The sequence below is a fragment of the Paenirhizobium cremeum genome, from assembly GCF_047553425.1.
GTDB classification, from domain to species: Bacteria; Pseudomonadota; Alphaproteobacteria; order Rhizobiales; family Rhizobiaceae; genus Allorhizobium; species Allorhizobium cremeum.
In genome coordinates this window covers 3,487,440-3,512,375 of record NZ_CP180217.1, presented here as the reverse complement: position 1 = coordinate 3,512,375, position 24,936 = coordinate 3,487,440, and the positions used below count along the sequence as shown (strand labels likewise).

The 24,936-nt window shown below is 61.1% G+C and carries 21 protein-coding genes; 15 read left to right on the top strand and 6 right to left on the bottom strand.

The genetic code is table 11. The features are described from left to right. Window positions 1-122: 122 nt before the first annotated feature. The 7 genes from ACLBKR_RS17020 (at window position 123) to ACLBKR_RS16990 (ending at window position 8,045) form a co-directional block, all read left to right on the top strand. Entirely contained in the window at window positions 123-2,327 is a 2,205-nt protein-coding gene (locus ACLBKR_RS17020) for a primosomal protein N' (protein WP_113447418.1), read from the top strand. A gap of 102 nt (window positions 2,328-2,429) precedes the next feature. Then, complete coding sequence (locus ACLBKR_RS17015; RefSeq protein WP_112830413.1) at window positions 2,430-2,813, top strand: DUF4345 domain-containing protein; 384 nt, start codon at window positions 2,430-2,432, stop codon at window positions 2,811-2,813. Window positions 2,814-3,074: 261 nt separating this feature from the next. After that, window positions 3,075-3,641: a F0F1 ATP synthase subunit delta gene (locus tag ACLBKR_RS17010; protein ID WP_112830412.1), complete on the top strand. Its 567-nt coding sequence runs from the start codon at window positions 3,075-3,077 to the stop codon at window positions 3,639-3,641. Next, complete coding sequence (atpA, locus tag ACLBKR_RS17005) at window positions 3,641-5,170, top strand: F0F1 ATP synthase subunit alpha (protein ID WP_112830411.1); 1,530 nt, start codon at window positions 3,641-3,643, stop codon at window positions 5,168-5,170. The genes ACLBKR_RS17010 and atpA overlap by 1 nt, the downstream gene beginning before the upstream one ends. A gap of 29 nt (window positions 5,171-5,199) precedes the next feature. Beyond that, window positions 5,200-6,078, top strand: coding sequence for a F0F1 ATP synthase subunit gamma (locus ACLBKR_RS17000; protein WP_113447417.1), 879 nt, complete (start codon window positions 5,200-5,202; stop codon window positions 6,076-6,078). Between the two features lie 24 nt (window positions 6,079-6,102). After that, on the top strand, window positions 6,103-7,566 hold the full coding sequence (atpD, locus tag ACLBKR_RS16995; protein ID WP_112830409.1) for a F0F1 ATP synthase subunit beta: 1,464 nt from the start codon (window positions 6,103-6,105) through the stop codon (window positions 7,564-7,566). 71 nt (window positions 7,567-7,637) lie between these two features. Next, the gene (locus ACLBKR_RS16990; protein WP_113447416.1) at window positions 7,638-8,045 is read left to right on the top strand and encodes a F0F1 ATP synthase subunit epsilon; all 408 of its coding nucleotides are present in this window, start codon (window positions 7,638-7,640) and stop codon (window positions 8,043-8,045) included. A 101-nt stretch (window positions 8,046-8,146) separates the two neighbouring features. Here ACLBKR_RS16990 and ACLBKR_RS16985 read toward each other — a convergent pair whose 3' ends face one another. The 4 genes from ACLBKR_RS16985 to ACLBKR_RS16970 all read right to left on the bottom strand — a co-directional run bounded on the left by ACLBKR_RS16985 (window position 8,147) and on the right by ACLBKR_RS16970 (window position 13,523). Then, window positions 8,147-9,760 carry a GMC family oxidoreductase N-terminal domain-containing protein gene (locus ACLBKR_RS16985; RefSeq protein ID WP_113447415.1) on the bottom strand — a complete coding sequence of 538 codons (1,614 nt, stop codon included), beginning with the start codon at window positions 9,758-9,760 and terminating at the stop codon, window positions 8,147-8,149. 10 nt (window positions 9,761-9,770) lie between these two features. Beyond that, window positions 9,771-10,988, bottom strand: a complete 1,218-nt coding sequence (locus ACLBKR_RS16980) for a mandelate racemase/muconate lactonizing enzyme family protein (RefSeq protein ID WP_414899761.1) — start codon at window positions 10,986-10,988, stop codon at window positions 9,771-9,773. A 64-nt stretch (window positions 10,989-11,052) separates the two neighbouring features. Beyond that, window positions 11,053-12,477 (bottom strand): aldehyde dehydrogenase, encoded by a 1,425-nt coding sequence (gene aldA / locus ACLBKR_RS16975; RefSeq protein ID WP_414899759.1) that lies wholly within the window; start codon window positions 12,475-12,477, stop codon window positions 11,053-11,055. A 101-nt stretch (window positions 12,478-12,578) separates the two neighbouring features. Further along, window positions 12,579-13,523 carry a LysR substrate-binding domain-containing protein gene (locus tag ACLBKR_RS16970; RefSeq protein ID WP_112830404.1) on the bottom strand — a complete coding sequence of 315 codons (945 nt, stop codon included), beginning with the start codon at window positions 13,521-13,523 and terminating at the stop codon, window positions 12,579-12,581. Between the two features lie 179 nt (window positions 13,524-13,702). On the opposite strand from ACLBKR_RS16970, the gene ACLBKR_RS16965 reads away from it, so the two are divergent. The 8 genes from ACLBKR_RS16965 to ACLBKR_RS16930 all read left to right on the top strand — a co-directional run bounded on the left by ACLBKR_RS16965 (window position 13,703) and on the right by ACLBKR_RS16930 (window position 22,285). Beyond that, on the top strand, window positions 13,703-14,635 hold the full coding sequence (locus tag ACLBKR_RS16965; protein WP_414899757.1) for an L-lactate dehydrogenase: 933 nt from the start codon (window positions 13,703-13,705) through the stop codon (window positions 14,633-14,635). A 127-nt stretch (window positions 14,636-14,762) separates the two neighbouring features. After that, on the top strand, window positions 14,763-15,137 hold the full coding sequence (locus ACLBKR_RS16960) for an ArsR/SmtB family transcription factor (protein ID WP_112830402.1): 375 nt from the start codon (window positions 14,763-14,765) through the stop codon (window positions 15,135-15,137). A gap of 59 nt (window positions 15,138-15,196) precedes the next feature. Beyond that, window positions 15,197-16,090: a LysR family transcriptional regulator gene (locus ACLBKR_RS16955; protein ID WP_112830401.1), complete on the top strand. Its 894-nt coding sequence runs from the start codon at window positions 15,197-15,199 to the stop codon at window positions 16,088-16,090. A 193-nt stretch (window positions 16,091-16,283) separates the two neighbouring features. Next, window positions 16,284-16,763, top strand: a complete 480-nt coding sequence (locus ACLBKR_RS16950; protein WP_112830400.1) for a formate dehydrogenase subunit gamma — start codon at window positions 16,284-16,286, stop codon at window positions 16,761-16,763. Then, a complete protein-coding gene (locus tag ACLBKR_RS16945; RefSeq protein WP_113425518.1) occupies window positions 16,760-18,316 on the top strand; it encodes a formate dehydrogenase beta subunit in 1,557 nt (518 codons plus the stop codon). The genes ACLBKR_RS16950 and ACLBKR_RS16945 overlap by 4 nt, the downstream gene beginning before the upstream one ends. Window positions 18,317-18,320: 4 nt before the next feature. After that, window positions 18,321-21,203 carry a formate dehydrogenase subunit alpha gene (gene fdhF, locus ACLBKR_RS16940; RefSeq protein ID WP_113447410.1) on the top strand — a complete coding sequence of 961 codons (2,883 nt, stop codon included), beginning with the start codon at window positions 18,321-18,323 and terminating at the stop codon, window positions 21,201-21,203. Window positions 21,204-21,234: 31 nt separating this feature from the next. Continuing rightward, complete coding sequence (fdhD, locus tag ACLBKR_RS16935; RefSeq protein WP_414899753.1) at window positions 21,235-22,065, top strand: formate dehydrogenase accessory sulfurtransferase FdhD; 831 nt, start codon at window positions 21,235-21,237, stop codon at window positions 22,063-22,065. Beyond that, window positions 22,055-22,285, top strand: a complete 231-nt coding sequence (locus tag ACLBKR_RS16930; RefSeq protein WP_113438931.1) for a formate dehydrogenase subunit delta — start codon at window positions 22,055-22,057, stop codon at window positions 22,283-22,285. Before fdhD ends, ACLBKR_RS16930 begins: the two co-directional genes overlap by 11 nt. 119 nt (window positions 22,286-22,404) lie before the next feature. Here ACLBKR_RS16930 and ACLBKR_RS16925 read toward each other — a convergent pair whose 3' ends face one another. Both ACLBKR_RS16925 and ACLBKR_RS16920 read right to left on the bottom strand, forming a co-directional pair. Next, window positions 22,405-22,884 (bottom strand): chemotaxis protein CheW, encoded by a 480-nt coding sequence (locus ACLBKR_RS16925; RefSeq protein ID WP_112830394.1) that lies wholly within the window; start codon window positions 22,882-22,884, stop codon window positions 22,405-22,407. Continuing rightward, entirely contained in the window at window positions 22,884-24,671 is a 1,788-nt protein-coding gene (locus tag ACLBKR_RS16920; protein ID WP_414899749.1) for a methyl-accepting chemotaxis protein, read from the bottom strand. The genes ACLBKR_RS16925 and ACLBKR_RS16920 overlap by 1 nt, the downstream gene beginning before the upstream one ends. Window positions 24,672-24,936 lie beyond the last annotated feature (265 nt).

Sequence of the window (24,936 nt, the reverse complement as noted above, 5' to 3'; positions counted from 1 at the left end):
GGACGGCGCATTGTCAGCCGGTGATTTCGAACGGGATGACCCGCGGTTTTCCGCGGGCCATCCGCTTTCCGTCCCGCATTAGCAGTTTTCTTTCCGGGTCCTTGGATGCAAGTTGGCGACCCATGAAAGACGATTCGCCCGGACTGTTCGGTTTGCCGCCACGCCCTCGCGTCGTGCCCGTTCTGGTGCCGATGCCGGCGCCGACCGCCTACAGCTATGCCGTGCCCGAGGGCATGGCCGCTGAGCCGGGCTCGATCGTTCAGGTGCCGCTCGGGCCGCGTCAGGTCATCGGTGTCGTGTGGGACGGGCCGGACGAAGGCGCCGTCGATCCGAAGAAGCTGCGCGCTGTAACCAAGGTCTTCGATTGCCCGCCGCTTGACCTGAACATGCGCACTTTTCTCGACTGGGTGGCATCCTACACCCTGTCGCCGCCGGGTTATGTGGCGCGCATGGCGCTTCGCGCGCCCGCTGCCTTCGATCCCGAGCCGATGGTAGAAGGCTTCCGTTTTTCCGGCATCGAGCCGGAGAAACTGACGCCCGCGCGGCGCAAGGTTCTCGATCTCGCGGCGGACGGTCTTTCGTGGACCAAGAGCGGCCTTGCCCACGCTTCCGGAGTTTCTTCGAGCGTGATCGACGGGCTGGTGAAGCAGGGGGTGTTCGAGACCGTCTTCCTGCCGCCGCCACCGCTGGTGGCAAAGCCCGACCCCGAGTATGCCGAATCCCGACTGGCCGGACCGCAGAAGGAAGCGGCCGACGAAATCCTCGAAGGCGTTCGCGCCGGTGGCTTTTCGGTCGCGCTTATCGACGGCGTGACGGGGTCCGGCAAGACGGAAGTCTATTTCGAGGCGATTGCGGAGACGTTGCGGCAGGGAAAGCAGGTTCTGATCCTCCTGCCGGAAATCGCCTTGACCGCCAATTTCCTCGAACGCTTCCAGGATCGTTTCGGCGCGAAACCCGGTGAATGGCATTCGGATCTTGCCACGAAGACCCGTGAAAAGGTCTGGCGGCAGTGCGCCACCGGCGATATCCGCGTGGTGGCCGGTGCGCGCTCAGCTCTCTTCCTGCCCTTCGAGGATCTCGGTCTCATCGTCGTCGATGAAGAGCATGATCCCGCCTTCAAGCAGGAAGATCGGGTCTTCTACAATGCCCGCGACATGGCGGTGGTGCGCGCCCGGATATCCGGCTTCCCGGTCGTACTGGTATCGGCGACGCCCTCGGTCGAAAGCCAGGTCAATTGCATGAACGGGCGCTACAGGCGCATTCATCTGCCGACCCGTTTTGCCGGGGCGGCGCTGCCGGATCTGCATCTGATCGACATGCGCCGGCATCCGCCGGAACGAGGGGGGTTTCTTTCACCGCTTCTGCTCAAGGCCGTCGGTAAGACGGTGGAGCGCAATGAGCAGGCGCTTCTGTTCCTCAACCGTCGCGGCTATGCGCCGCTGACGCTCTGCCGTGTCTGCGGCCATCGTTTCCAGTGCCCGCAATGTTCGAGCTGGCTGGTGGAGCACCGGTTTCGCGGGCAAATCCAGTGCCATCAATGCGGCTATGCCGAACCGACGCCGCAGGCCTGCCCGGAATGCGGGACGCTCGATCATCTGATCGCCTGCGGACCCGGCGTCGAACGCATTGCGGAGGAAGTCGAGAAACACTTCCCCGACGCCCGGACGCTGGTGCTTTCCTCCGACCTTGGCGGCGTGAAGCGGCTGCGCCTCGAACTCGAGGCCATCGCCAATGGGGAAGCGGATATCGTCATCGGCACCCAGCTCGTCGCGAAAGGACATAATTTCCCGCTGATGACGCTTGTGGGGATCGTGGATGCCGATATCGGCCTTGCCAACGGCGACCCGCGCGCGGCCGAACGCACCTTCCAACTCCTTTCGCAGGTGACCGGTCGCGCCGGCAGAACGGGACGCAAGAGCCACGGTCTGCTGCAGACCTTCCAGCCGATGCATCCGGTGATGCAGGCGATCGTCTCCGGCGATGCCGAAGCCTTCTACGATCGTGAGATCCTCGAACGGGAGCGTGCCGGCCTGCCGCCCTTCGGCCGGCTGGTGTCGATCATCGTTTCGGCGGATAACCGTATCGATGCCGAGACCCACGCACGGCAGCTCAGGCAGGCGGCGCCCGCCGAGCCCGGGGTCGCGGTGCTTGGGCCGGCCGAGGCGCCGCTTGCGTTGATCCGTGGGCGCCATCGCTTCCGGCTGCTCGTCCACGGTCGCCGGACCAGCGACATGCAGGGCTTTGTGCGGACCATGATTGCCAATGGACCGAAGGAGCGGCGGTCGATCCAGGTCCAGGTCGATGTCGACCCGCAAAGCTTCCTGTAATCCACCGAAATCCCCCACATCGGAGGTTTCCGAGATATACCGCGATCCCGCCGTTTGTGCGATAAGCCTCGCCTGAGTGATTTTCCAAGACGGGGATGACAAATGGAGTTCTACCTTCCGACGGAGTTCGGCGAGCAGCTGGCCTTCGGATCGGCTGCCGCAATGGTCCTGATCGGCGCTTTCGTGATGTTCGCGCCGGGTCTTGCCATGGGATTTTTTGGTGTCCAGCCTCGGGACGGTCGGCCGGAAGGGTATGGTGCAACGCGTTCGGCGGGCGGTCTGATTGTCGGTTTTGCCGGGACCGCGCTTCTCGTGGCGCAGCCGATGGTCTATCTCGCGCTTGGCTTCGCCGTTGTTCTCGCGGCATTCGGCCGGGTTCTTTCCATCATGTCGGACAGGGGCGCGACGGCTCTGAATTTTCTACTTTTGATTGTGGAAATCGCTCTGGCTGCTTTGCCGATCATCTACGTCTTCGGTCTCGTGTGAACGGGCCGGTCGATCCGGCATCGGCGGCTTTTGCCAATTTGACGCAGATTCGCGGAAAATTGCTGCCAAGGCCTTGTCCTAAAGACTCATTCCGTTAATACGCGTGTTGCGAGTCCAGAGTTCCTATGCTAGACGGACCGCGAAATTCGGAAAACGCAAGCGGCCTTTCCTTGTGTTTTCGGGGGAAAACGTAACGATTTCAGGATCATGTGCATCGCCTTCCAAAGGCGTGGGGATTCTGGATGAAAATCAGGGAATATTTTGCCCGTGGCAGACACATCCCAAGTCATTTCAGGTGTGGCGGAGCGCTATGCGTCCTCGCTTTTCGAGCTTGCTCTCGAAGCCGGTTCCATTGATGCCGTCGCCGCCGATCTCAACCGTTTCCAGACGATGATCGATGAAAGCGACGACCTGAAGCGACTGGTGCTTTCTCCGGTGTTTTCCGCCGAGGATCAGTCGAAGGCTGTCGCGGCGCTGTGCGAGAAGGCCGGTATCAGCGGCCTCGTCGCGAACTTCCTGAAGGTTGTCGCCGGCAACCGGCGGCTTTTTGCCGTGTCGGGCATGGTTGCCGCATTCCGGCAGATCGCCGCCCGCCATCGTGGCGAAGTCACCGCCGAGGTGGTGTCTGCCCATGCACTGACTTCCGAACAGGAAGATGAATTGAAGGCGGCGCTGAAGAGCGTCACCGGCAAGGATGTTTCGGTCGCAGTCTCGATCGATCCGTCCATTCTCGGTGGTCTGATCGTCAAGGTCGGCTCGCGCCAGATCGACACGTCTCTTCGCACCAAACTTTCCACCCTTAAGCTTGCACTGAAAGAGGTTGGCTGATGGATATCCGCGCCGCGGAAATTTCCGCAATTCTGAAAGATCAAATCAAAAATTTCGGCAAAGAGGCGGAAGTCTCGGAAGTCGGCCAGGTTCTCTCCGTTGGTGACGGTATCGCCCGCGTTTATGGCCTCGATAACGTTCAGGCCGGCGAAATGGTCGAGTTCCCCGGCGGCATCCGCGGCATGGCGCTGAACCTCGAAGCCGACAACGTCGGTGTGGTTATCTTCGGTTCCGACCGCGACATCAAGGAAGGCGACACCGTCAAGCGGACCGGCGCCATCGTGGACGTTCCGGTTGGTCCGGAACTGCTCGGCCGCGTCGTCGATGCGCTCGGCAACCCGATCGACGGCAAGGGCCCGATCAACGCTGCCCGCCGCGCCCGCGTCGACGTCAAGGCTCCCGGCATCATTCCGCGCAAGTCGGTTCATGAGCCGATGTCGACCGGCCTCAAGGCTATCGACGCCCTGATCCCGGTCGGTCGCGGCCAGCGCGAGCTGGTCATCGGTGACCGTCAGACCGGCAAGACCGCCATCATCCTCGACACCTTCCTGAACCAGAAGCCGATCCACGACAACGGCCCGGATCAGGACAAGCTGTTCTGCGTCTACGTCGCTATCGGCCAGAAGCGTTCGACCGTTGCCCAGTTCGTGAAGGTTCTCGAAGAGCGCGGCGCTCTCAAGTACTCGATCGTCGTTGCCGCGACCGCGTCCGATCCGGCGCCGATGCAGTATCTTGCTCCGTTCGCCGGCTGCGCCATGGGCGAATATTTCCGTGATAACGGCCAGCACGCGCTGATCGGTTACGACGACCTTTCCAAGCAGGCCGTGGCGTACCGCCAGATGTCGCTGCTGCTGCGCCGCCCGCCGGGCCGCGAAGCTTATCCGGGTGACGTTTTCTACCTGCACTCCCGCCTTCTGGAGCGTGCCGCCAAGCTTTCGGATGAGCGTGGCGCCGGCTCGCTGACCGCTCTGCCGGTTATCGAAACCCAGGGTAACGACGTTTCGGCGTTCATTCCGACCAACGTGATCTCGATCACCGATGGCCAGATCTTCCTTGAAACCGACCTGTTCTACCAGGGCATTCGTCCGGCCGTTAACGTCGGTCTGTCGGTTTCCCGCGTTGGTTCGTCGGCCCAGATCAAGGCGATGAAGCAGGTTGCCGGCTCGATCAAGGGCGAACTTGCCCAGTATCGCGAAATGGCCGCCTTCGCCCAGTTCGGTTCTGACCTTGACGCTGCAACGCAGCGCCTGCTGAACCGCGGTGCGCGCCTGACCGAACTTCTGAAGCAGCCGCAGTTCTCGCCGCTCAAGACGGAAGAACAGGTTGCCGTGATCTTCGCCGGTGTGAACGGTTACCTCGACAAGATCGCCGTCAACCAGGTCGGCAAGTTCGAACAGGGCCTGCTCTCCTACCTGCGGTCGGAAGGCAAGGCTATCCTCGACACCATCCGTACGGAAAAGGCCATCAGCGACGACACCAAGGGCAAGCTCAAGGCTGCTCTTGACGCCTTCGCCAAGTCTTTCGCGTAATCGGGGCTCAAGCCAAGGACGGATAACGGATGCCTTCACTTAAGGATCTGAAAAACCGGATCGCCTCCGTCAAGGCGACGCAGAAGATCACCAAGGCGATGAAGATGGTCGCCGCGGCGAAGCTGCGTCGCGCGCAGGAGGCGGCCGAGGCCGCCCGGCCCTATTCGCAGCGGATGAGCGCCGTCCTTGCCAATATCGCCCAGGCGGTGGGTGGTGATGACAGCGCGCCGCGGCTGATGACGGGCACCGGCAAGGACGACGTGCATCTGCTCGTCGTCTGCACGGCCGAGCGCGGTCTTTGCGGCGGCTTCAACTCGCAGATCTCGCGCTTTGCCCGCGATCATGCCCGCAAGCTCCTGGCGGCCGGCAAGACCGTCAAGATCTTCTGCGTCGGCAAGAAGGGCTACGACAGCCTTCGTCGTGAGTTCGGCGGCCTGATCGTCGAGCGCACGGACCTGCGGGAAGTCAAGAAAATCGGCTTCGAAAACGCCGATGCGATCGGTCGCAAGGTCATTGCGATGTTCGACAAGGGTGAGTTCGACGTCTGCACTCTGTTCTATTCGGAGTTCAAGTCGGTCATCAGCCAGGTTCCGACCGCGCAGCAGCTCATCCCGGCTTCCGCCGGCGAAGCAGCCCCGGCGAACGGCGCAACCGCCGTCTATGAATACGAGCCGGATGCAGGCGCGATCCTGACGGATCTCATTCCGCGCAACATCTCGGTTCAGGTCTTCAGGGCGCTGCTCGAAAACGTCGCCGGCGAAATGGGCGCAAAGATGAGCGCCATGGACAATGCGACGCGCAATGCAGGTGAGATGATTAACAAGCTGACGCTTTCCTACAATCGTCAGCGTCAGGCGCAGATCACCAAGGAACTCATTGAAATCATTTCGGGCGCGGAAGCGCTCTGAGGTTAAGGAAAGAGGGTAAGAAACATGGCTAAGGCAGCTACCCCGAAATCTACCGCGGCGAAGTCCGCAACCGGCTCTGTCGGCCGGGTTACCCAGGTCATCGGCGCTGTTGTTGACGTCGCTTTCGACGGCGAGCTGCCCGCGATCCTGAACGCGCTGGAAACCGACAACCAGGGCAACCGCCTGGTTCTCGAAGTTGCCCAGCACCTCGGCGAAAACCAGGTTCGTACGATCGCCATGGACTCGACCGAAGGTCTGGTCCGCGGCCAGCCGGTCACCGATACCGGCGCTCCGATCTCGGTTCCGGTCGGCAAGGAGACCCTCGGCCGCATCATGAACGTCATCGGCGAACCGGTTGACGAAGCCGGTCCGTTGAACACGGAAGCCAAGCGCGCCATCCACCAGGAAGCTCCGGCTTATGTCGAGCAGTCCACGGAAGCGCAGATCCTCGTCACTGGCATCAAGGTCGTCGACCTTCTCGCTCCTTACGCCAAGGGCGGTAAGATCGGCCTGTTCGGTGGTGCGGGCGTCGGCAAGACCGTTCTCATCATGGAACTCATCAACAACGTTGCAAAGGCACACGGCGGTTACTCGGTATTCGCCGGCGTTGGCGAGCGTACCCGCGAGGGCAACGACCTCTATCACGAAATGATCGAGTCCGGAGTTAACAAGCACGGCGGCGGCGAAGGCTCGAAGGCTGCGCTCGTATACGGCCAGATGAACGAACCGCCGGGCGCCCGCGCTCGCGTCGCCCTGACCGGTCTGACGATCGCTGAACAGTTCCGTGACGAAGGTCAGGACGTTCTCTTCTTCGTCGACAACATCTTCCGCTTCACTCAGGCAGGTTCCGAAGTGTCGGCTCTGCTCGGCCGTATTCCTTCGGCCGTGGGTTATCAGCCGACGTTGGCAACCGACATGGGCGCCATGCAGGAACGCATCACCACCACGACCAAGGGTTCGATCACCTCGGTTCAGGCCATTTACGTTCCGGCCGACGACTTGACCGACCCGGCTCCGGCCACCTCGTTCGCCCACTTGGACGCAACGACCGTTCTGTCGCGTTCGATCGCCGAAAAGGGCATCTACCCGGCCGTTGACCCGCTCGATAGCACCTCGCGCATGCTCGACCCGCTGATCGTCGGCGAAGAGCACTACGAAGTCGCCCGTAAGGTTCAGTCGACGCTGCAGCGCTACAAGGCCCTGCAGGACATCATCGCCATCCTGGGTATGGATGAACTGTCGGAAGACGACCGTCTGGCCGTTGCCCGCGCCCGTAAGATCGAGCGCTTCCTGTCCCAGCCGTTCTTCGTGGCCGAAGTCTTCACCGGTTCGCCGGGCAAGCTCGTTGCTCTCGAAGACACGATCAAGGGCTTCAAGGGTCTCGTCAACGGCGAATACGACCACCTGCCGGAAGCTGCCTTCTACATGGTCGGCTCCATGGACGAAGCTATCGAGAAGGCCAAGAAGCTGGCCGCCGAAGCTGCCTGATAATGGATCTGCGGCACGCGGAACAAAGGTTTCGCGTGCCGGTCCTTCATCCACGAGAGAAGTGAACCATCATGGCCGACAATTTCAATTTTGAACTCGTTTCGCCTGAGCGCCTGCTGCTTTCCGAAAAGGTGAGCGAAGTTGTCATTCCGGCAACCGAAGGCGAAATGACCGTCATGGCCAATCATGCGCCGACCATGACCACCATCAAGCCGGGCGTGGTCTCGGTCAAGCTCGCTTCCGGACAGGTCAGCAAGTATGTCGTTTTCGGTGGTTTCGCAGACATCGTTCCGACCGGCTGCACGCTGCTGGCCGAGTCGGCTGTGGCGATGACCGAGCTCAACCGCGAAACGCTGACCAAGCGGATTGAGGCTGCTCGCGCGGAACTGAACGCGGCCGACAACCACGAGCACAAGACCCGGCTCGAGCAATACCTCGCCGAGCTCACCCATCTGAACGGTATACTGATCGCTGCGTAAGCCGCTACGACGGATAGACCGGGACTTCGGAATGAAAGAAAGCCGGGCCTTGTGCGCCGGCTTTTTTGTTTTCGCAGTCGTGCTCGTCGATACTGCGGTTCTTAGCGGGCATCTTCCAGAATCATGGCGGAGCCTTTTTCAGCCACCATCATGGTCGGCGCGTTGATGTTGCCGGCCGTGACATTCGGGAAGACGGAAGCATCGACAATGCGGAGTCCGCGCAAGCCATGTAGCCGCAGGCGTGCGTCGACAACGGCCTGGCGATCGTCCGGACCCATCGCGCAGCTTCCGCAGAGGTGATAGATCGAACCGCTGTTCAGCCGGAAATAGTCGAGCAGTTTCTCGTCAGTATCGGCGGCAGGCGAGGGGGATACTTCATTCGCGATGATCGCGGACAGGGACGGGGCGGTCGCGATGCGGCGGACCAGATGGCTGCCCTGCAACACCTCATCGATGTCATGATCCGTGGAGAGATAGTTGGGACGGATCAGCGGCGCGCGATGCGGATCGGAAGAGGCGATGGCGATCTCGCCGCGGCTGGTCGGCCGGCAGGCATTGAATGCTATCAGAAAGCCAGGATAGGGCTCCGGCTTCAATCCTGCTTTCGGATTGTCCGGGATACGGTAGGAGAGTGGGTTGAAATAAAGCTGGATGTTCGGGCGAGGCGCATCAGCGGTGCCGCGGAAGAAACCGCCGGCCTGGTTGACGCTCATCGCGAAGGGACCTTTGCGGGTCAGAAGATATCGCAGACCCAATGCCGCCTGCCCGAAAATGCTGCCGAAGCTGCCATTCAGCGTGGGCCGGGTGGCGCGATAGTAGAAGCTGGCGCAGAGATGATCCTGGAGGTTCTTGCCGACGGCGGGCAGGTGGTGGCGTGTCTCTACTCCGAGATGCTGTAAAGCCGTTCCATCGCCGATGCCAGAGAGCTGGAGCAGTTTTGGCGTATCGACGGCGCCGGCCGCGAGGATCACTTCCCTGCGCGACCTGAAGGAACGCAGCCGGCCATGCTGCATCACCTCGACGCCATCCGCCTTGCCATCTTCTGCGAAGAGGAGGCGCTGGGCGACCGCATTACGTTCGATGGCAAGATTGGACCGTTTCAATGCTGGCCGCAGATATTCGGCACTGGAGTGGGAGCGCTGGCCGCAGCGCGTGTTGATGTCGTAGACGCCGGCTCCTTCGATCGAGGCTCCGTTGAAGTCTGTGTTGACCGGAAGTCCGCGCTCTTCGCAGGCCGAGAGGAAGGCGTGGGAAACGGGATGAATATCATCGCGCATCGGCGTGACATGGATGGGGCCATTGCCGCCATGCCATTGCGAAGTACCTCCGGCATGGGTCTCAAGTTTGCGGAAAAAGGGCAATACGTCGCTTGCGCCCCAGCCGGGATTGCCGGCGGTTTCCCAGTCGTCAAAGTCGGATGCGGCGCCCCGTACGAAGATCATGGCGTTGATCGATCCCGATCCACCCTGCACCTTGCCGCGGGGGGCGTAGATGCGGCGGTTGCCGAGTTCGGGCTCCGGCTCGGTGGAATACATCCAGTTGACTGCCGGGTTGTAATAGCTGCGGGCGTAGCCGACCGGGATCTTGAACCAGAAGCTGTCGTCCTTGCCACCGGCTTCGACGAGCAGAACGCTATAGCGACCGTCCTCGCTCAGCCGGCTTGCGAGAATGCAGCCGGCGGAGCCGGCGCCGACAATGATGAAATCGTAAGTCATGGCTTGCCGTTCAGCCCTTGGCCGGAGCGAAGGCTTTGACGTCGGCTGGTTCCGCGCCCATCTGCAGATGCAGCCGCTCGCCCATATATGGCGTGTGCTGCTCCACGACGGCCATGTCGAGTTCGATCCCGAGTCCCGGTTCGCGAGAGGGAATGAGATAACCGTCGTCGAAGGCGAGCTTGTTCTTGAGGATGCGTCCGTGGAAGTCGCTGAAGTCCCTGATCGCCTCGTGGATCAGGAAGTTCGGGGTTGCCGCGGAAAGCTGGATGGATGCGGCGGCACCCACCGGGCCGTTGTAGAGATGCGGCGCGACCTGGGCATAGAAGGCTTCGGCCATTCCGGCGATCTTCTTTGCCTCGAGAAGACCGCCGACGCGGGCGACGTTCATCTGCAGGATGGAGGCCGCGCCGAGCTGGAGAACGCGCTGGAATTCGTATTTCGTGGTGAGCCGCTCGCCGGTCGAGACGGGGATCGAGGTTGCGCGGGCCACCTCTGCCATGGCGGCCTCCTGGCCGGGCGGTACGGGCTCCTCGAACCAGAGGGGATCGTATTTCTCCAGCCGTTTTGCCAGCCGGATCGCGGAGGAAGGAACCATCTGGCCATGGGTGCCGAAGAGGATGTCGGCGCGGCTGCCGACGGCATCGCGGATCTTGCGGCAGAATTCTTCGCAGCGATCCATGACGCCGAGCGAAAGCTGGTGGCCGGAATAGTTTGTGTAGGGGCCAGCCGGGTCGAACTTGACCGCGGTGAAACCCATTTCCACCATTCGGACCGCCTCTTCGGCGGCGAGATCGGGATCGTTGTAGTCGTATTCGCCGGCGGCGTTTTTCGGATAGAGATAGGTGTAGGCGCGCAGCTTTTCGTGGACGGTTCCGCCGAGCAGATCGGACACCGGCCGGTTCGCCGCCTTGCCAATGATGTCCCAGCAGGCGATCTCCAGACCGGAAACGATGCCCATCATCGTCGGGTCGGGGCGCTGGGTGAAGCCGCTGGAATAGGCCGCCCGCCAGAAGCGTTCGATCCGATGGGGGTCGTGATCCAGCAGGTATCGCTGGAAGACATCCTCGATCAGAGGCACGAGCCCGGACGGGTGGAAGGCGGTATCGTAGATTTCGCCGATACCCCTGATGCCGCAGGCCGTCTCGAGTTCGACGAAGATCCAGTACATGCCGCCGATATGGGGCGGCGGGACGGCGACGACATAGGTCTTGAGCGATGCGATCTTCATGGCGGTTCCCCCGGGCGTATCGTTCGATCGTATTTCGTGAGCTTGCAGGCCGGTGGCTGTCCCGTCAGTGCTTCAGGATGACCAGCCGGGTCTGGGTGAACTCCAGCATGCCGTGCTTGCCGTCGTCTCCGCCGAGGCCAGAACGTTTCCAGCCGGCATGGTAGCCCTGATAGGGATCGGCCGGGAAACGGTTGACGTAGAGTTCGCCGGCCTCGATCTCGTTGGCGGCCTTCATCACCTTGCGATAGTTTTCCGAGAAGACGACGGAGGCGAGGCCGTATTGGTGGTCGCTGGCCATTGTTAGCGCCTCGTCGAAATTTCCGTAGGGGATGACCGCAAGTACGGGACCGAAGACCTCCTCGCGAACGATCTCCATGTCCTGCCGGCAGTTGGAAAGAAGCGTCGGCGGATAGAAGAAGCCGTCGCCCTGAGGGATGACGCCGCCTGCCTCGACTTTTGCGCCTTCCGCCGTGGCGCGTTCGACCATGGCATGGATGCGCGAACGGGCAACCGCGTTGGCGAGAGGCCCCATCAGGTCGGGGTCCTTTGAGCGGTCGCCAAAGCGGCGGGAGGAAAATGCGGCGCGGAGCTTGTCGAGCAGGGTGTCGTGGACGGTTTCGTGCACATAGAGACGTTCGACCGAGGTGCAGACCTGTCCGCAATGGGCGGTCTTGGCTGCGAGCACCAGGCGCGCAACTGCATCGAGATCCGCGTCGGGCTCGACGATCACCGGCGTCTTGCCGCCGAGTTCCAGGGATGGTTTGGCGATGTTCGCCTTGCAGTATTCGAGAACGGTGCGGCCGGCTGCCACACTGCCGGTGAGTGTTATCATGCCCACTTCGGGCCGGGTGCAAAGGGTTCCGGCGACGTCATGGGTCATCGTCATGATGTTGACGAGCCCGGCCGGCAAAACAGCTTCCTCCATCGCTTCGGCAAAGACGAAGGCGGAGGTGGGCGTGTTGTTGCTCGGGCGCACGACGACCGCGTTGCCAGCGATCAGAGCCGGAGCGATCTTGCGCACGAGCGTATAGATCGGAAAATTGAAGGGGATGAGGCAGGCGACAACGCCGATCGGGGTGCGTTTCAGCATCAGCGTTTCGTCCGGCATGTCGCTCTCGATCACCTCTCCCTCGATGCGCCTTGCCCATTCTGCGTGATAACGCATAAGAATGGCGGCGTAGATCGTCTCGGCGGTCGCATCCGCAATGCTCTTGCCGGACTCCCGGGCAAGAGCCTCCCCGATCGTTTCGGAGCGGCGTTCCACCGCGTCGGCGAGCCGGCGCAACGCATCCCCTCGCTTGATCGCGGGAAGCCGGCCCCAGACCTTCTGGGCGCGGGCCGCTGCCTGGACGGCCCTGATGGCATCGGCTTCCGACGCCGCTGGGACGCTCGCAAAGATTTCACCGGTGGCAGGGTTTACGACGTCGATCGCGGGGGTCTCGCCTGGCGAGACGAAATGGCCGTCGATGAAATTGCGATAGTCCGTCATGGGCTCCTGCTCTTCCCGCGTATTTTCCATCAAGTAGGAGCCGTCCCGCCTGTTCGTGCAAGCGAGTTATTCTCGGGGTCATCATTCAAAAATCGAATGTTTCAGACTGCGCCGGCCTTGCTGGCGATTTCCTTGCCGCCAGCGGGTTCCGGATCTCTGGAGAGCTCCAGATGCAGCCATTGCCGGAAGGCTTTCACGTTCACCGGCTCCGCTTGTTCGGCCCGCGTCACCAACCAGTAGGATTCGTGGCCTTCCACCTCGACGTCCAGCACTTGCATCAGTCGACCCTCCTTCATCAGCGACGCTACCATGAAGCGGTCGGCGACAGTTACTCCAAGGCCGTTGCAGGCGGCTTCGATCGCCATATCGAGGAGGTCGAATTCCAGTCCGCCTCGCGTATCGGTGTGGCTCAGGCCCGCTGCAACCAGCCAGTGCTGCCAGGTGAGGTAACGCCGGTCGGTGGAGGCGAGAACATGGAGGAAGGTTAGGCCGGAAAGGTCGAGCGGTCCGCTTCTCGTGCGACCGGCAAGCAGTTGAGGCGCGCCGACGGCGATGTGGCGTTCGGTCATCAACAACTGAGATTGTAGCATGGGCCACTCGCCATCGCCGAAGCGAATCGCGCAGTCGAGGATGCTGCGTTCGGTCAGGCTGTCCTGCAATTCGGTGGTGATGCTGATCTCGATCTCGGGAAGAAAGCGTCGCAGGCTGCCGAGCCGGGGCATCAACCAGCGCTTAGCGAAGGTCGGCGGCACGTTGACGCGCAGGCGATGCTGGTTGCTTTTCTCCATGATGTTGCGAACCGTCAGTTCCACGTCGTGGAACGCGCGCTGCAGCGCTTCGAGCAATTCGATGCCCGAGGGCGTCAGGTCGAGATGATGATGGCGGCGTATGACCAGCTTCTCGCCGAGCTGTTCCTCGAGATTGCGCACCTGCCGGCTCACGGCGCTCTGGGTCAGGTTCAGTCTGTCGGCAGCGCGGGTGAAGCTGCGGGTCTGTCCCACGACCTCGAAGATCTTCATGGCGGAAAGCGCCGGCAGTTTTCGCATGATAGTCCCGTCTCCGCCGCCGATTGCGGCCTGCTGTCACGTCATTAAAACAGAACCATCGTAACGACGTCATCCGGTTTATGCCGGATGTTTTTCGATCCTGGCAAAGCGAGGCAATTGAAACGCGGCCGGTAGCGATGAGATAGTCCACCAGCCGTTCGTCACAGGGGAAGACAGTCATGAAAGTCGGTATCGTCGGAGCAGGCATGGTGGGAAGCTCGGCTGGCTATGCGCTCGCCCTGATGGGCATCGTCAGCGATATCGTGCTGGTCGATCGCAATGCGGCGCTGGCGATCGCGCAGGCGGAGGATATCTCGCATGCCGTACCGTTCATGTCGGCCACCAGCGTTCTGGCTGGCGACTATGCCGATCTTGCGGGCGCAGGCGTTGTTATTCTTGCCGCCGGCGTCAGCCAGAAACCCGGCGAAAGCCGGCTCGAATTGCTGGAGCGCAATGCCGCCGTCTTTCGCGAGGTCGTAGGCGAAGTGCTGCGGGTTGCGCCGGACGCGATCCTGCTGATTGCCACCAACCCCGTCGATATCATGACCCAGGTGGCCACTCGTCTTTGCGGCTTGCCGCCGCAACGGGTGATCGGCTCGGGAACGATCCTCGATTCGGCCCGGTTCCGCAGCCTGATTGGCTGCCATCTCGGCATATCCCCGCAGTCCGTTCATGCCTATGTTCTCGGGGAGCATGGCGACAGCGAAGTCCTGGGCTGGTCGAATGCGCGGGCTGGATCGGTTTCGCTCAGATCCTTTGCCGAGCAGATCGGCTCGCCTCTGACGGACCATGTGCGCCAGTCGATCGATGACGGTGTGCGCAACGCCGCCTACAAGATCATCAATGGCAAGGGCGCGACCTATTACGGCATCGGCGCCGGCCTTGCGCGCATCGTCAAGGCAATCGCCCAGGATCAGCGTGACGTGCTTTCGGTGTCGATCGTCACGCCGCATATCGTGGATGTGACGGATGTCGCTTTGTCCGTTCCCCGAATCGTTGGTGCGGAAGGTGTGATCGCTGACCTCATTCCGGAACTGGATGTCGGCGAATATGCCGCGCTTGGCAGGAGTGCGGCCCTTCTCAAGGAAAGGGTCGAATCAATCGCGCTTTGATTTTCGTCAATTTCTGTGGGTTGGGCGGGCTCTTTTCCTGAGAGTGACAGTCGTCTATTTGGGGTTTCGCTGCATTGCGTTATATATATCGCACGAGCGATGCTTACCCTCGCGCCCGGATGGTTTGATGAGTGTTCCGACGTTCAGTCCTGATTTGAAACTGGACCAGCTCGACGATTTTATGTCGAAAGCTCGGGCGGCCAGCGCGTTGCTGAAGGCATTGTCGCATGAGACCCGTTTGCTGATGCTGTGCATTCTCAGCCGGGGCGAGAAAACGGTGGGCGAAATCGAAGCCATTCTCGGACTGCAGCAGGCCGTCGTTTCCCAGCAGCTTGCGCGCCTGCGCGGAGAACATCTCGTACGCACCCGGCGCGATGGGCGAATGATATATTATCGCATCGCCGACCCGGCACTCAACGAACTCGTGTCTGTGCTCTACAAGATGTATTGCGAGCCGGGCGAAAAGGCGCATGCTGCCGATGATGCGCGCGAGGACGCCTGAAAGCTGCAACGTTGTAGCGAACTTCTTCCTCCCGACGATGCACGCACGGGAGGGCGGCGTTGATCGACAAGCTTGAATTCTTCATCGCGCTCGCAAGGGCGGAACATTTCGGCCGGGCGGCCGAGGAATGCGGCATTACCCAGCCGACCCTCTCGGCCGCGATCAGGCAGTTGGAGGACCAGCTTGGCGTCATGCTGGTGCAGCGTGGTTCCCGCTATCAGGGGCTCACCCCGGAAGGGCAGCGGGTTCTGGAATGGGCGCGGCGCATCGTCGGCGATGCGCGCACCATGCGGGAAGAAATGCGCGCTGCGCGCCGGGGTCTTGCCGGTCATATCCGCATCGCCGTCGTCCCCACCGCGCTTTCGATGGTGCCGCGCATCACGGAGCCCTTCCAGGCCAAGCATCCAGACGTGACCTTTTCCATCCTGTCGCGCACCTCGCTGCAGGTTCTCAGCCTCCTTGAAAATCTTGAGATCGACGCCGGCATCACCTATCTCGACAACGAACCCCTTGGGCGGGTTAGCATGGTGCCGCTTTATTCCGAGCGCTATCACCTGATTACGGCGGCGGGAACGCCCCTGTCGGATCGCGAAAAAGTGACGTGGCGGGATATGGCCGATCTTCGACTTTGCCTATTGACCGCAGACATGCAGAACAGGCGTATCATCAACCAGCATATGGCAGAGGCTGGCGTCACGCCGCATCCGACACTCGAATCCAATTCGATGATCGTGCTGTTCTCCCATATCCGCACGGGTCGCTGGGCTTCCATCATGCCACGCAACGTTGCGGAATCCTTTGGCTTTTCAGAGGAGATCCGGATGATCCCGATAGGCGAGCCGGAGGCTGAGCACTCCGTCGGTCTGGTTGCGCAGTATCGTGAACCCTTCACGCCGCTTGTGTCGGCGCTGCTCCACGAAGCCGGCCGGCTGGCGAATGCGCAGGCGTTTTGATAGATTTTTTCTATCAATCCACACGACTGCTTTATTGACCATGCCGGGTGGGGAGGCTCATTCTCCGTAAAGGTCGGCTGGGAATGACAAGTTCCGGTCTTCGTCAACGTTACGACCAGTTTATCCGACGACGGCGCCCGGTTTCGAAAGTCAGCCTGCTGGTGATGTTCGTGTCGGTTTGGGAGGGCTGAACATGAATGTGAGATCGTCTTCGGATGATGTTCTGTCTCGCACGTCTGCGATCATTTCCGAGTTTCGGGGCACGGAAGGCCCGCTGCTGCCGATCCTGCATGCCGTACAGGATACGTTCGGCTACGTGCCGGAAGAGGCCAAGCCGTTGATCGCGCAGGCGCTCAATCTCTCCCGCGCGGAGGTGCATGGCGTCGTTTCTTTCTATCATGATTTCCGCTCCCACCCTGCCGGTCGCCATGTGCTGAAGCTCTGTCGCGCCGAAGCCTGTCAGTCGATGGGCGGAGATGGACTGGCCGAGCGGGTCAAATCGCTTCTAGGTATCGACTTTCACGAGACCACATCCGACGGGGCCGTGACGCTCGAGCCGGTCTTCTGTCTCGGGCTCTGCGCCTGCGCGCCCAGCGCCATGCTGGATGGCGAGTTGCGTGGGCGTCTCGATGAAGACTGTCTTGGCGAACTTGTTGCGGAGGCACGCCGATGACCGTGACCGTTTTCGTTCCCGGAGATTCTGCCGCACTTGCCGTCGGTGCCGACAAGGTTGCCGCCGCGATCGAACGCGAGGCAAAGACACGCAGTCTCGATGTGCATGTGGTGCGCAACGGTTCGCGCGGTCTTCTATGGCTGGAACCGCTTGTCGAGGTCCGTGTCGATCATCACAGGATCGCCTACGGCCCTGTCAGAGCCGCGGACGTGCCCGGCCTCTTCGATGCGAATTTCCTTGAGGGCGGCGTTCACCCGCTCTTCCAGGGGCAGACTAGGGATATTCCCTTTCTTGCGCGCCAGACACGCCTTACTTTTTCGCGCTGCGGCGTGACCGATCCGCTTTCACTGGAGGATTACCGTCGCTATCAGGGCCTGAAAGGGCTGGAAAAGGCGATTGCCATGGCGCCTGCCGATATCGTCAAGCAGGTGACCGACAGCGGCCTGCGTGGCCGTGGCGGTGCGGGTTTCCCGACCGGCATCAAGTGGAAGACGGTTCTCGATGCGCCGGGTGATCGCAAGTACATCGTCTGCAATGCGGATGAGGGCGACAGCGGCACATTTTCCGACCGGATGGTTATGGAGGGCGACCCCTTCGTTCTGATCGAGGGTATGGCCATTGCCGGCCTCGCGACCGGAGCGACCAAGGGCTATGTCTATACCCGTTCGGAATATCCGCATGCGATCCGCATGATGACTGCGGCGATCGAGATCGCGCGGGAAGCCGGAATCCTCGGTCCTTCGGTCATGGGATCGGGCCACACTTTCGATATGGAAGTGCGCATGGGCGCGGGCGCCTATGTCTGCGGCGAAGAGACCTCGCTGCTCAACTCGCTTGAGGGCAAGCGCGGCATCGTTCGGGCCAAGCCGCCGCTGCCGGCGCTGCAGGGACTGTTCGGCTGTCCCACGGTCGTCAACAACGTCATATCGCTGGCCTCGGTGCCGGTCATCATGGACCGGGGCGCCGCCTTCTATCGCGACTACGGCGTCGGCCGCTCGCACGGCACGATCCCGATCCAGCTAGCCGGCAATGTCAAGCATGGCGGTCTCTATGAAACGGCTTTCGGTCTGACGCTTGGCGAACTTGTCTATGACATCGGCGGCGGTACGGCGAACGGTCGTCCGGTGAAGGCGGTGCAGGTCGGCGGGCCTCTCGGCGCCTATTTCCCACCCTCCCTGTTCGATACGATCTTCGACTATGAGGCTTTCGCGGCGAAAGACGGCCTGATCGGTCATGCGGGTATCGTGGTGTTCGACGACACGGCGGACATGATGAAGCAGGCGCGGTTCGCCATGGAATTCTGTGCGGTCGAAAGCTGCGGAAAATGCACGCCCTGCCGCATCGGTTCGACCCGTGGCGTCGAGACGGTGGACAGGATTGCGCGCGGCATCGAGCCGGAAAAGAACAGGGCTCTACTCGCCGACCTTTGCAACACGATGAAATTCGGTTCGCTCTGTGCACTCGGCGGATTTACGCCCTATCCGGTGATGAGCGCCATGACGCATTTCCCCGAGGATTTCGCGCCAACCCCACTCGTTGAAGCAGCGGAGTAAAGCCATGTCTCTCATTCATGAAATCGACTACGGCACGCCAGCATCGAAATCCACAGAGACGGTGACGCTGACAATCGACGGCCGGCAGGTGACGGTGGCTGCGGGCACTTCAATCATGCGCGCCTCCATGGAGGCGGGCATCCAGGTGCCGAAACTCTGCGCTACCGATATGGTCGAAGCCTTCGGCTCGTGCCGCCTCTGTCTCGTCGAGGTCGAGGGGCGCAACGGCACCCCGGCCTCCTGCACCACGCCCTGCGCGCCGGGAATGGTCGTGCATACGCAGACGGATCGCCTGAAGCAGATCCGCAAGGGGGTGATGGAACTCTATATCTCCGATCATCCGCTCGACTGTCTGACCTGCGCTGCCAACGGCGATTGCGAATTGCAGGACATGGCAGGCGCCGTTGGCCTTCGCGACGTGCGCTATGGTTATGATGGCAACAATCACGTCAAGGCGCGCGACGGCCTCGGCGAGGTGAATGCGCGCTGGATGGCGAAGGATGAATCGAACCCCTATTTCACTTACGATCCGTCGAAATGCATCGTCTGCTCGCGGTGTGTGCGTGCTTGCGAGGAAGTGCAGGGCACGTTTGCCCTGACAATCGAGGGCCGCGGCTTCGATAGTCGCGTATCGCCGGGCATGCACGAGCATTTCCTCGATTCCGAATGCGTCTCCTGCGGCGCCTGCGTGCAGGCCTGCCCGACCGCCACGCTGACGGAAAAATCGGTGATAGCCATCGGCCAGCCGGAGCATTCGGCGGTCACCACTTGTGCCTATTGCGGCGTTGGCTGCTCGTTCAAGGCCGAAATGCGCGGTGAGGAACTGGTGCGCATGGTGCCGTGGAAGGACGGCAAGGCCAATCGCGGCCATTCCTGCGTCAAGGGCCGTTTTGCCTATGGCTATGCCAGCCACAAGGACCGCATCCTCAGTCCGATGATCCGTGAAAAGATCAGCGACCCCTGGCGCGAGGTCACCTGGGAAGAGGCTTATGCCCATGTGGCGAGCGAATTCCGCCGCATCCAGTATCAGTATGGAAAGGATTCGATCGGCGGCATCACCTCGTCTCGTTGCACCAATGAAGAGACCTTCCTCGTCCAGAAGCTGATCCGCGCCGGCTTCGGCAACAACAATGTCGATACCTGCGCCCGCGTCTGCCATTCGCCGACGGGTTACGGTCTCGGTCAGGCTTTCGGCACCTCGGCCGGTACGCAGGATTTCGATTCCGTCGAGCATTCCGATGTCGTCATGGTCATCGGTGCCAATCCTACGGACGGCCATCCGGTATTCGGTTCGCGGCTGAAGAAGCGGTTGCGCCAAGGCGCCAAGCTGATTGTCGTAGATCCTCGCCGCACGGATATCGTGCGCAGCCCGCATGTCGAGGCTGCCTACCATCTGCCGCTGAAGCCCGGCACCAATGTCGCGGTGATGACGGCGCTCGCCCATGTCATCGTCACGGAAGGCCTGTGCGACGAGACGTTCATTCGTGAGCGTTGCGACTGGTCGGAATTCGAGGACTGGGCGGCGTTTGTCGCCGAGCCGCAGCACAGCCCCGAAGAGACCGAGCAATTTACCGGCGTTCCGGCCGATCTCGTGCGCGGCGCCGCAAGGCTCTTTGCTACCGGCGGCAATGGCGCCATCTATTACGGCCTGGGCGTGACCGAACACAGCCAGGGTTCCACCACGGTCATGGCGATCGCCAATCTTGCGATGGCGACCGGCAATATCGGCCGGCCGGGTGTCGGCGTTAATCCGCTGCGCGGTCAGAACAACGTGCAGGGTTCCTGTGACATGGGTTCCTTCCCGCACGAGCTTCCGGGTTATCGCCACATCTCCGACGATGCGACGCGGGAGACCTTCGAAAAACTCTGGGGCGTCAAGCTCGACAATGAGCCGGGCCTGCGCATTCCGAATATGCTGGACGCAGCCGTCGACGGCACTTTCAAGGGTATCTATATCCAGGGTGAAGACATCCTCCAGTCCGATCCGGATACCAAGCATGTCTCTGCCGGGCTTGCCGCGATGGAGTGCGTGGTGGTGCAGGATCTTTTCCTCAACGAGACGGCCAATTATGCCCATGTCTTCCTCCCGGGCTCGACCTTCCTCGAAAAGGACGGCACCTTCACCAATGCCGAGCGGCGTATCAACCGCGTGCGCAAGGTGATGACGCCGAAGAACGGCTATGGCGACTGGGAGATCACCCAGAAGCTCGCCCAGGCCATGGGTCTCAACTGGAACTACAAGCATCCGTCCGAAATCATGGACGAGATCGCCGCGACGACGCCGAGCTTCGCCAGCGTTTCCTACGACTATCTGGAGAAGGTCGGCTCCGTTCAGTGGCCGTGCAACGAGAAGTTCCCCGAAGGATCGCCGATCATGCATGTCGACGGCTTCGTGCGCGGCAAGGGCAAGTTCATCCGGACCGAATATGTCGCGACCGACGAACGGACCGGGCCGCGTTTCCCGTTGCTTCTGACGACCGGCCGTATCCTGTCGCAGTACAATGTCGGGGCGCAGACCCGCAGGACGGACAATGTCACCTGGCACGCGGAGGACCGGCTGGAAATCCATCCGCACGACGCCGAGCAGCGGGGCATCAAGGACGGCGACTGGGTCAAGCTTGCCAGCCGTTCCGGCGATACAACGCTTCGTGTGCTGATTACCGAGCGCGTGGCTCCGGGCGTGGTCTACACCACCTTCCACCATCCGGACACGCAGGCGAATGTCATCACCACGGACTATTCCGACTGGGCGACTAACTGCCCGGAATACAAGGTGACGGCGGTGCAGGTGTCGCCGTCCAACGGTCCGACGGAATGGCAGCAGGATTATGAAGAGCTGTCGCGCCGTTCGCGGCGCATCGCCGGCAAGCTGGAGGCGGCCGAGTGAGAAGCATTCCGCAGGGCAGGGGAGCGGACCCGTGAGCGCATTGAAGACCACCGCGACGGTTCCGGAAATCGCCAGTCGCAATGGTGTCGTCCGTTCCGGCTCGCGCGTCGTGCCGGAGGAGATGCCGATCGCTTTTTCCTATCGCGGTTCCACCCATGCGGTCATGATGGCGACGCCTGCCGATCTTGAGGATTTCGCCTTCGGGTTTTCGCTGGCGGAAGGAATTATCGTTTCGCCGGATGACATCATCGCCGTCGAACCGATCGAAGCCGGGGCGGGGATCGATGTTCAGGTGACATTGCGGGACGTGACGGCGGAAGCGTTGACGGCGCGCCGGCGGCGAATGGCAGGCCCGGTCGGATGCGGTCTTTGCGGTATCGAATCGATCGAGCAGGCGAGCCGTCCCGTGCCGCGTGTGGCTGCCTCGGGCTTCGGGTTAATAACGCCTTCGGATATCGAGGAGGCCATGGCGGCGCTTGGTCGCGCGCAGTTGCTCAATCGCGAAACCCATGCCGTACACGGAGCCGGTTTCTTCGTGCCCGGCGAGGGTCTGATTGCGCTGCGTGAGGATGTCGGCCGCCACAATGCGCTGGACAAGCTCATCGGAGCGGTGCTGCGTGCGGGCCGAAAGGGGGAAGAGGGCGCCGTGGTCGTCACAAGCCGGCTTTCCGTGGAGATGGTGCAAAAGGCCGCGATCCTTGGCGCGTCGGTGCTTGTTGCCATTTCGGCGCCGACGGCGCTTGCCATCCGCACGGCGGAGGAGGCGGGCATGACCATGATCGGAATTGCGCGCGGCCAGGATTTTGAAGTTTTCACCGGACCAGAACGCATCGTCGCCGGAGTTGCCAGCAATGTCGCATGATACATCGGAAAAACTCGTTCGCATGGCGAACCAGATCGCCACCTTCTTCCTCTCCCAGCCGGAAGGCGTGCGGGTAGAAGGAGTTGCGAACCACATCAACAGGTTCTGGGAGCCGCGCATGCGTCGCCAGCTGTTTGAACATATCGATCATGGCGGCGAGGGACTGCTGCCGCTGGTGATCCAAGCTTCCAAGGCGATCAAGCGTCCGGTCGTTGCCTGACTGGTCCGGCAAGATATGCTCCGATTGGATTTATCCTTTTCGGAAAGGGCTGTTCCAAAAAACAGAAGGTCCCGCAATGCGGGACCTTCCGGTCTTTGAAATCCGTCTCTTTTGCCGTCTCAGGCCGCGAGGTCGTCCGCTTCGTTGCCCTTGAACATTTTGGAAAGGTTCAGGAAGCAGATCATGCCGTTCTCGTTGGCGATGATGCCTTCGGAGAAGGATTTGTCGAAGGAGGCCGAGATTTCCGGAACCGGCTGCACCTGGCTCGACGAGATGGTGAGGATATCGGAAACCCGATCGACCAGCATGCCGATGACCATGTTGTGTACTTCGGCAACGACGATGGCCGACCGCTCGTTGGCGACGGTGCTCTTCATGCCAAGCTTGTAAGCGAGGTCGATGATCGGGATCACCGAACCGCGCAGGTTCATGACGCCGATAACGTCGGCCGGGGCATGCGGGATCGGTGTCGACGGAGCCCAGCCGCGGATTTCGCGGATGGTGGTCGTCTTCACGCAGAATTCCTGGTCATGCAGGCGGAAGGCGATGATTTCGAGGGTTTCCCCGCCGAAGGTCGTGGAGTTGATCGTCGTTGCCATCAGAATTCTTCCCAACTTTCCTGTGCCTGGGCAGAAGCGGCCGCGCCGCCGGTGGCGCGGGCTGCCTTTGCGATTAGAGTGCGTGCCGGGGATGCGACGGGCGAGGCATCAGGACGCGCTACCTTGACTGTAACGGAAGAGTGTTGCCCAAATCTAAACTGTGCCAGGAGATTGCGGAGCGTTTCGGCCTCCCGCGCAAGACTGTGGCTTGCTGCGGTCGTTTCCTCGACCATGCCTGCGTTCTGCTGGGTATTCTGGTCCATGCCGTTGACGGCCTTGTTGATCTCCTGAAGCGCCGTCGATTGCTCGCGAGACGCCTCGACGATCGCCATCACGTTGCGATCGATTTCCTGGACCTCCGCAACGATCTGGTCGAGTGCCTTCCCGGTCTCGCCGACCAGCGAGACTCCGTTCTTGACGTGGTCGCCGGAGGTATTGATCAGCGTCTTGATCTCCTTTGCCGCATTGGCGGAGCGTTGGGCGAGTTCGCGGACTTCCTGGGCAACGACCGCAAAGCCCTTCCCGGCTTCGCCGGCGCGCGCGGCTTCGACGCCAGCGTTGAGCGCCAGAAGGTTCGTCTGGAAGGCGATGTCGTCGATCACGCCGATAATATTGGAGATTTCATGGGACGAGTTTTCGATCTGACCCATGGCGCCGATTGCGTTCTTGACCACCGCGCCGGATTTCTCGGCGGCGGCCTTGGTGCGGGCGACCAGTTGTCCCGCCTCGCCGGCGCGTTTCGAGCTGTCGGCAACGGTCTGCGTGATCTCTTCCAGGGCGGCGGCGGTTTCCTCGACGGCTGCCGCCTGCTGCTGTGTTCTCGTTGCGAGGCTGTCGGACGCCGAACGAATCTCCGCCGAACCGGCGGCGATACCCTCTGCATTTTCTCCGACAGTGCGCATGGCTGCCTGCAGTTTCTCGATCGACGCGTTGAAGTCCAGTCGAACCTTTTCGAGGGTCGGAATGAACGGTTTCTCTATCCTTGCCGTCAGGTCGCCATTGGCCAGCGCGGTCAGGCCGGCGGCCAGATCGTCCACGGCGCGCACGCGTTCGGTGATGTCTGTCGCAAACTTGACGACCTTGAAGACCCTGCCGTTCATGTCGAAGATCGGATTGTAGGACGCCTGGATCCAGACGATCTTGCCTCCCTTGCCGATGCGTTTGAATTCTTCCGCGACGAAATCGCCGTTTGCGAGTTTCTTCCAGAAGAGCTTGTAGTCGCTGCTCTGGACATAGGAGGGTTCGCAGAACATCGAATGATGCTTGCCCCTGATCTCGGGCAGAGTATAGCCGAGGGTGGTGAGAAAATTGTCGTTGGCGCTCAATACTTCGCCTTCCGGCGTGAATTCGATGATCGCCTGGGCCCGGGAGATCGCATCCAGCTTGCCGGCATCCTCGGCTGCCTTCAGCTTCGCCGCCGTGATATCGGTTGCGAACTTCACGACCTTGTAAGGTTTGCCGCCGGAGAAGACCGGATTGTATGACGCCTGGATCCAGACTTCCTTTCCGGATTTCGCGATGCGCTTATATTCACGCGCATCGAATTCGCCCTTAGCAAGCTTGGCCCAGAAATCTTTGTATTCCGGAGAGCTTACATAAGCGGGCTCACAGAATATACGATGATGCTTGCCTTTGATTTCGGCGAGTTCGTAGCCCAGCGCCCTACAGAAATTCTCGTTGGCATCGAGAATGTTGCCCTGCAAATCAAATTCGATGATTGCGAGCGATTTCGTCATCGCGGCGAGGATGGCCTTTGCATCCGAACCGAAGGGCATCAGGAAGGTCATATCAACGCCTTTGCTTCGAGGTTCCGTTTCAATCGCGTCAGCAGATTGGAGTTTGCAAATGACAAATCTAGCTGGCGCACGCTCCCGAGATTTACCCTGGGAGTTGTTTCATATTCGAAGCATTTTTATATGTATTTTAGTTAAAATATCGTTGTGGGTTTTCGGTAGCCACGGTCCAACTGTAGTTTTATGCTTTTAATTACCGATGGTTGATGAATATTATCAAATCAACCCTCGGTAATATTTAGATGAAATACTCTCTTAT

Excerpts from the sequence above, each read along its gene's own strand:
- ACLBKR_RS17020 (WP_113447418.1), top strand. The coding sequence starts at position 123 with ATGAAAGACGATTCGCCCGGACTGTTCGGTTTGCCGCCACGCCCTCGC.
- ACLBKR_RS17015 (WP_112830413.1), top strand. The coding sequence starts at position 2,430 with ATGGAGTTCTACCTTCCGACGGAGTTCGGCGAGCAGCTGGCCTTCGGA.
- atpA (WP_112830411.1), top strand. The coding sequence starts at position 3,641 with ATGGATATCCGCGCCGCGGAAATTTCCGCAATTCTGAAAGATCAAATC.
- ACLBKR_RS17000 (WP_113447417.1), top strand. The coding sequence starts at position 5,200 with ATGCCTTCACTTAAGGATCTGAAAAACCGGATCGCCTCCGTCAAGGCG.
- atpD (WP_112830409.1), top strand. The coding sequence starts at position 6,103 with ATGGCTAAGGCAGCTACCCCGAAATCTACCGCGGCGAAGTCCGCAACC.
- ACLBKR_RS16990 (WP_113447416.1), top strand. The coding sequence starts at position 7,638 with ATGGCCGACAATTTCAATTTTGAACTCGTTTCGCCTGAGCGCCTGCTG.
- ACLBKR_RS16985 (WP_113447415.1), bottom strand. The coding sequence starts at position 9,760 with ATGACTTACGATTTCATCATTGTCGGCGCCGGCTCCGCCGGCTGCATT.
- ACLBKR_RS16980 (WP_414899761.1), bottom strand. The coding sequence starts at position 10,988 with ATGAAGATCGCATCGCTCAAGACCTATGTCGTCGCCGTCCCGCCGCCC.
- aldA (WP_414899759.1), bottom strand. The coding sequence starts at position 12,477 with ATGACGGACTATCGCAATTTCATCGACGGCCATTTCGTCTCGCCAGGC.
- ACLBKR_RS16970 (WP_112830404.1), bottom strand. The coding sequence starts at position 13,523 with ATGCGAAAACTGCCGGCGCTTTCCGCCATGAAGATCTTCGAGGTCGTG.
- ACLBKR_RS16965 (WP_414899757.1), top strand. The coding sequence starts at position 13,703 with ATGAAAGTCGGTATCGTCGGAGCAGGCATGGTGGGAAGCTCGGCTGGC.
- ACLBKR_RS16960 (WP_112830402.1), top strand. The coding sequence starts at position 14,763 with ATGAGTGTTCCGACGTTCAGTCCTGATTTGAAACTGGACCAGCTCGAC.
- ACLBKR_RS16950 (WP_112830400.1), top strand. The coding sequence starts at position 16,284 with ATGAATGTGAGATCGTCTTCGGATGATGTTCTGTCTCGCACGTCTGCG.
- ACLBKR_RS16945 (WP_113425518.1), top strand. The coding sequence starts at position 16,760 with ATGACCGTGACCGTTTTCGTTCCCGGAGATTCTGCCGCACTTGCCGTC.
- fdhF (WP_113447410.1), top strand. The coding sequence starts at position 18,321 with ATGTCTCTCATTCATGAAATCGACTACGGCACGCCAGCATCGAAATCC.
- ACLBKR_RS16930 (WP_113438931.1), top strand. The coding sequence starts at position 22,055 with ATGTCGCATGATACATCGGAAAAACTCGTTCGCATGGCGAACCAGATC.
- ACLBKR_RS16925 (WP_112830394.1), bottom strand. The coding sequence starts at position 22,884 with ATGGCAACGACGATCAACTCCACGACCTTCGGCGGGGAAACCCTCGAA.
- ACLBKR_RS16920 (WP_414899749.1), bottom strand. The coding sequence starts at position 24,671 with ATGACCTTCCTGATGCCCTTCGGTTCGGATGCAAAGGCCATCCTCGCC.